This is a genomic window from Solidesulfovibrio sp., from assembly GCF_029978005.1.
Classification (GTDB): Bacteria; Desulfobacterota; Desulfovibrionia; order Desulfovibrionales; family Desulfovibrionaceae; genus Solidesulfovibrio.
Genome location: NZ_JARKOZ010000127.1, coordinates 1 through 4,780, shown reverse-complemented (window position 1 = coordinate 4,780; position 4,780 = coordinate 1). Strand labels below are relative to the sequence as shown.

General features: G+C 68.2%; 5 protein-coding genes. 2 read left to right on the top strand and 3 right to left on the bottom strand.

What is annotated here, in order from left to right:
- Window positions 1-348: 348 nt before the first annotated feature.
- Window positions 349-1,698, top strand: a complete 1,350-nt coding sequence (rlmD, locus tag Q1K70_RS14515; protein WP_300160974.1) for a 23S rRNA (uracil(1939)-C(5))-methyltransferase RlmD — start codon at window positions 349-351, stop codon at window positions 1,696-1,698.
- Here rlmD and Q1K70_RS14510 read toward each other — a convergent pair.
- From Q1K70_RS14510 to Q1K70_RS14500, 3 genes are all read right to left on the bottom strand, one after another.
- Entirely contained in the window at window positions 1,695-2,288 is a 594-nt protein-coding gene (locus Q1K70_RS14510) for a GDSL-type esterase/lipase family protein (protein ID WP_300160972.1), read from the bottom strand. The two genes, rlmD and Q1K70_RS14510, sit on opposite strands and share 4 nt — an antisense overlap.
- A gap of 75 nt (window positions 2,289-2,363) precedes the next feature.
- Window positions 2,364-2,837 (bottom strand): pyridoxamine 5'-phosphate oxidase family protein, encoded by a 474-nt coding sequence (locus Q1K70_RS14505; RefSeq protein ID WP_300160970.1) that lies wholly within the window; start codon window positions 2,835-2,837, stop codon window positions 2,364-2,366.
- Between the two features lie 109 nt (window positions 2,838-2,946).
- Entirely contained in the window at window positions 2,947-3,639 is a 693-nt protein-coding gene (locus Q1K70_RS14500; protein ID WP_300160969.1) for a type 1 glutamine amidotransferase, read from the bottom strand.
- A gap of 194 nt (window positions 3,640-3,833) precedes the next feature.
- On the opposite strand from Q1K70_RS14500, the gene Q1K70_RS14495 reads away from it, so the two are divergent.
- A partial coding sequence (locus Q1K70_RS14495; RefSeq protein ID WP_300160968.1) for an aminotransferase class V-fold PLP-dependent enzyme occupies window positions 3,834-4,780 on the top strand: 947 nt, incomplete at its 3' end.

Sequence of the window (4,780 nt, the reverse complement as noted above, 5' to 3'; positions counted from 1 at the left end):
TCAAAGCAACAACTCGTCGGCCAGATCATGGAGTACATCAAGAACTATAACGAGCTCTGGGCAAAGCCCTTCAAGTGGACCTACACCGGCAAACCGCTGGTCGCTTAAATATGTATTAATTTTGAGGACGCGACACTAGGTTGTCGAGGGCCCATAAGGGTTCTTGATAAATCCCATTATCTAACTGCATTGCCATGCGGCATGCGCCCGTGCGAATCGCGTCGGCGCGCGTGCTTCCGGCCATATTCCACCTCGCGGCGGGCGCGTTCCCGCCGCGAGGCCCCGTTTTCTCCGGCCCGGGACCACGTCGCCCTTGCGCCCTTGGCCGGCCTCGCGCATAAGGCCGCCATGGACATACGTGAAGACATGGAACTGACGCTCGCCGTGGACCGGCTGGCGTTCGGCGGCAAGGGCGTGGCCCGGTTGGACGGGCTTGTGGTGTTCGTGGACGGCGGGCTGCCCGGAGCCACGGTGAAGGCCAAGGTGACGCGGCTCAAAAAGGGCTTCGCCGAGGCGACGGTGGTGAAGACCGTCACGCCCTCTCCCCAGGCCGCCACGCCCCAGTGCCCGCATTTCGGCGTCTGCGGCGGCTGCGTCTGGCAGGATCTCGACTACGGGGCCCAGCTTTTCTGGAAGCGCGAGCAGGTCGTGGAGACGCTCGCCCGGCTGGGCGGCCTGCCCGACGTGGAGGTGGCGCAGACCGTGGCCTCGCCGCGCGTCTACGCCTACCGCAACAAGATGGAATTCGCCTTCGCCGGCCGGCTGCACCTGGGCCTGCACGAGCGGCTTCGCCCGGGCCGGGTGCTCGACGTGGCCGAGTGCCGCCTCATGGCCCCCTGGGCCGGCGAGGTGCTGGGGTTCATCCGCGAGGCCTGCGCCAAGACGGGACTGGCCGCTTACGACGCGCGCTCAAGCAAGGGCGTGTGGCGGCATCTGGTGCTTCGCGAGAGCGAGGAAACCGGCGAGCGGCTCGTCAACTGCATCACCGGCCCGGCGCGCGGCGCGGGCGACGCCGCCCACGCCCTGGGCCAGGCGGTCATGGCGCGCTTTCCGGAGGTGACGGGGTTCGTGCATTCCGTGCGCCGGGCGGCCACGGCCGTGGCGCTCGGCGAGCGGCAGGTGCTGGCCCTGGGCAAGGACTACCTGGAGGAGCGCTTCGGCCCGGCCCGGCTGCACGTGTCCGCCGACGCCTTCGCCCAGACCAACACGCAAGCGGCGACGCTTTTGTACGACGTGGCGGCCAAGGCCGCCGGCGAGGCCCCGTCGGGCGCGGCCGCGGACCTCTACTGCGGCTGCGGAGGCATTGCCCTGACGCTTGCCCCGCGCTTCGAAACGGTCTTCGGCTTCGAGGCGGACAAGCGCGCCGTGGCCGACGCGGACAGGTCGGCGGAACTTTCAGGAGTCGGCAACGCCGTGTTCAAGGCCATGGACGCGGCCAAGGGCCTGGCCGAACTTGCCGACGTCTCCCTGGCCGTGGCCGTGCTCGATCCGCCGCGAAACGGGGCCGCGCCCGAGATGGTCGCGGCGCTGCTTGCCGCCGCGCCGCCGAAGATCGTCTACGTCTCGTGCAACCCGGCCACCCTGGCCCGCGACCTCAAGGCCCTGGGCGAACTCTACGCCGTCGCGCGCGTGACGCCCGTGGACCTCTTCCCCCACACCGCCCACATCGAGGCCGTGGCGGAACTGGAACTGCGTTAACAGCGAAACCAGGCGAGCCAGGCGTCCCATTCGCCCACGCGCCTGGCCATGGCCGCGTAGCCGCCGGCTTCGGGATGGTAGCCGTCGCCGGCGGCTGCCAGGCTGTCACAGTAGGCCGCGTCGCGGCAAAGCGCCCGGCACATCTCCAGATAGGGCACGTTCATGTCGTCGCAGGTGCGGGCGAAGACGTCGGAAAGCTCCTCCACGCGCGTGCGGTGGGCGTCGTCGAGAACCGGCGGCGGGCCCACCATGAGCAGCGGGCAGAGCTTGGAAACTTGCGTCACGATGGCGAACAGGTTGTCCACGGACTCGGCCAGCTCCACCTTGCGCCGGCCGTTTTCCACCTTGGCGTCGTTGACGCCGAAGCACAGCACGGCCCGGGCCTCCTCGCGGGGCAGAAGGCGCGGCGCCAGCTCGCGGGCCAGCCTCGCCTTGATGTGGCGGCTCGTCTCCGAACGCACCCCCAGGTTGTAGGCCGTCAGCCCCAGCCCGGCCAAAGGCGAGGCGGCGCAAAGACGGCCCACCCAGCCGAGATAGGCCGGGTCGCCCACGCCCACGGTCAACGAATCGCCCACAAAGACCACGCGCATGACGTCCTCCCGTACGGTTCCGTTCAACAACCTTTCACAGCGAGGCCGCAACTACTCCAGGCGCTCTTGCCGGCGTCAGTTCCACTCGTTGTACGGCGGATTGGACTTGCCGGTCATGCGTTCGATGTCGATGCGCACCACGGCCGTGACCGGCACGACCTCGGGCCGAAAGCCCTCCACGGGCCCGGCGTGGCGGCGCATGATGATGCGAAGGCCCTCGATCTTCTCGGCCTCGTCCTCGACCAGCACGGCCGTGCCGAAGCCGATGACCGACTTGTAGTTGGTGGTGTAGTCGCAGGGGCGCTCGCCGGTGACGACCTCCACGTCGCTGTCGATCTCGAAGCACACGCGGGGATTCTCGCGCAGGATCTCCATCTTCCTGCCCTTGCGCGAGGAATGGAAATAGATGCGGCCGGCGGCGTAGCCCATGTTGACCGGCACCACGTAGGGCCACTGCCCATCGTAGAGGCCCAGGCGGCACACTCGCGCCCGCATGAGCAGCTCTTCCAGAACACTCTTGTCCTTGATTTCCCGCTCTCTCTTCCGCATTCCCATTCCCCCCTGCTTCAACATTACCCGAACCGTCGCCTCCCCTACCGGGGAGATCCAGGAGGGGGGCACCCCCTCCTGGCCGCCGGAGGCATTCGCCTTTCCGTCTTTAGGCCGTCAGCGAATCGCACAGGCGGTGCATGAGCGCCTGGATGTCCTTGAAGGCTTCGCGGCCGGCGTGCATCTGCTTGGGATGGTGCACGGTGGGGCCGGGCTCGGCCACGTCCGCGGCGCAGTGCTTGATGAGCTTTTGCATGTTCACGGGCTGGGTTTCCAGGTGGAATTGCAGGCCCACGACATGGTGGTTGTAGACGAAGGCCTGATTGGCGCAGGCGGCGGAACTGGCGGCGTGGACCGCGCCGGGCGGAATGGAAAAGGTGTCGCCGTGCCAGTGGAAGGCGTAGTAGGACTGGGGAAAGCCGGCGAAGACCGATTCGTCGAGGCCCTCGGGCGTCATCGCGACCTTGAACCAGCCGATTTCCGGCGCCGGGTTTTGGGTCACCGTGCCGCCGAGGACCACGGAAAGAAGCTGCGCGCCGAGGCAGATGCCGAGCGTCGGCTTGCCCGCGGCCACGGCCGCCTCGATGGCCTTCTTCTCCCCGGCCAGCCAGGGATGTTCCTTCTCGTCGTAGACGCCCATGGGACCGCCCATGACCACGAGCATGTCGTAGTCCGCCGCCGGCGGCGGCGTTTCGTCGGCGAAGAGGCTGGTGGCCGTGAGCGTATGCCCCTTGGCTTCGGCCCAGGGCTTTATGGAGCCCACGTCCTCGAAGGGCACGTGGTAGAAGGCGTGCAGGCGCATGAAAGACCCTCCCGGTGCTTGCGGTGACGGCAGGACGCGCTACTGGCGTCGGCCACGGTTGTCGGGTCCGCGCCAGCGTATGTCAAGACCGAAACCGCCGTCCCCGCCCTTCCGGGAAGCCCCGGATTGGCATATAGGGGCGGCATGCTCCCGGCGTTCGCGCCGCGACGACAATCCCAACCGGAGGAATCCCCATGCCCACCCCGCCGTGGCATGCCCAGACCCTGGCCCTGCACGCCGGCCACACGCCGGACGCCGACACCCTGTCCCGGGCCGTGCCCATCCACCAGACCACGAGCTTCCTGTTCCGCGACCCCGAGCACGCGGCCAATCTCTTCGCCCTCAAGGAAGCCGGCTACATCTACACCCGCCTCGGCAACCCGACCACGGACGTGCTGGAAAAGCGCCTGGCCGCCCTGCACGGGGCCTCGGCCTGCGTGGCCACGGCCTCGGGCATGTCCGCCATCTTCTACGCCGTGGCCGCCATCACCAGGGCCGGCCAGAACATCGTCACCGGCAGCAACCTCTACGGCGGCACCCATACGCTTTTCGAACACACCCTCAAGCGCTTCGGCATCGAGGCGCGCTTCGTGGACTCCTCGGACCCGGCCAACTTCGCCCGGGCCATCGACAAGGACACGCGCCTGGTCTTCTCCGAATCCATCGGCAACCCGCGCTGCAACGTGGACGACCTGCCGGCCATCGCCAAGGTGGCCCACGACGCGGGCCTGCCGTTCGTGCTGGACAACACCGTGGCCGCGCCGCCGATCCTCAACCCCTTCGAGGTGGGCGCGGACATCGCGGTGTATTCGCTGACCAAGATCATCGGCGGCCACGGCACCTGCCTGGGCGGGGCCATCGTCGAGGCCGGGGGCTTCGACTGGTCGGCCGGGGGCAGGTACCCGGAGATCACCGCCCCGGACCCGACCTACCACGGGGCCAATTTCTGGGACATGCTGTGCTCGATCGAGGGCACGCCCTGCTCGGCCTTTTGCACGAAGATCCGCACCGGGCTCATGCGCGACATCGGGGCCACGCCCGCGCCGCTCAACAGCTTCCTGGTCATCCAGGGCATGGAGACGCTGCCGCTTCGGGCCAAGGCCCACTGCGCCAACGCCCAGAAGGTGGCGGAATTTTTGGA

Excerpts from the sequence above, each read along its gene's own strand:
- rlmD (WP_300160974.1), top strand. The coding sequence starts at position 349 with ATGGACATACGTGAAGACATGGAACTGACGCTCGCCGTGGACCGGCTG.
- Q1K70_RS14510 (WP_300160972.1), bottom strand. The coding sequence starts at position 2,288 with ATGCGCGTGGTCTTTGTGGGCGATTCGTTGACCGTGGGCGTGGGCGAC.
- Q1K70_RS14505 (WP_300160970.1), bottom strand. The coding sequence starts at position 2,837 with ATGCGGAAGAGAGAGCGGGAAATCAAGGACAAGAGTGTTCTGGAAGAG.
- Q1K70_RS14500 (WP_300160969.1), bottom strand. The coding sequence starts at position 3,639 with ATGCGCCTGCACGCCTTCTACCACGTGCCCTTCGAGGACGTGGGCTCC.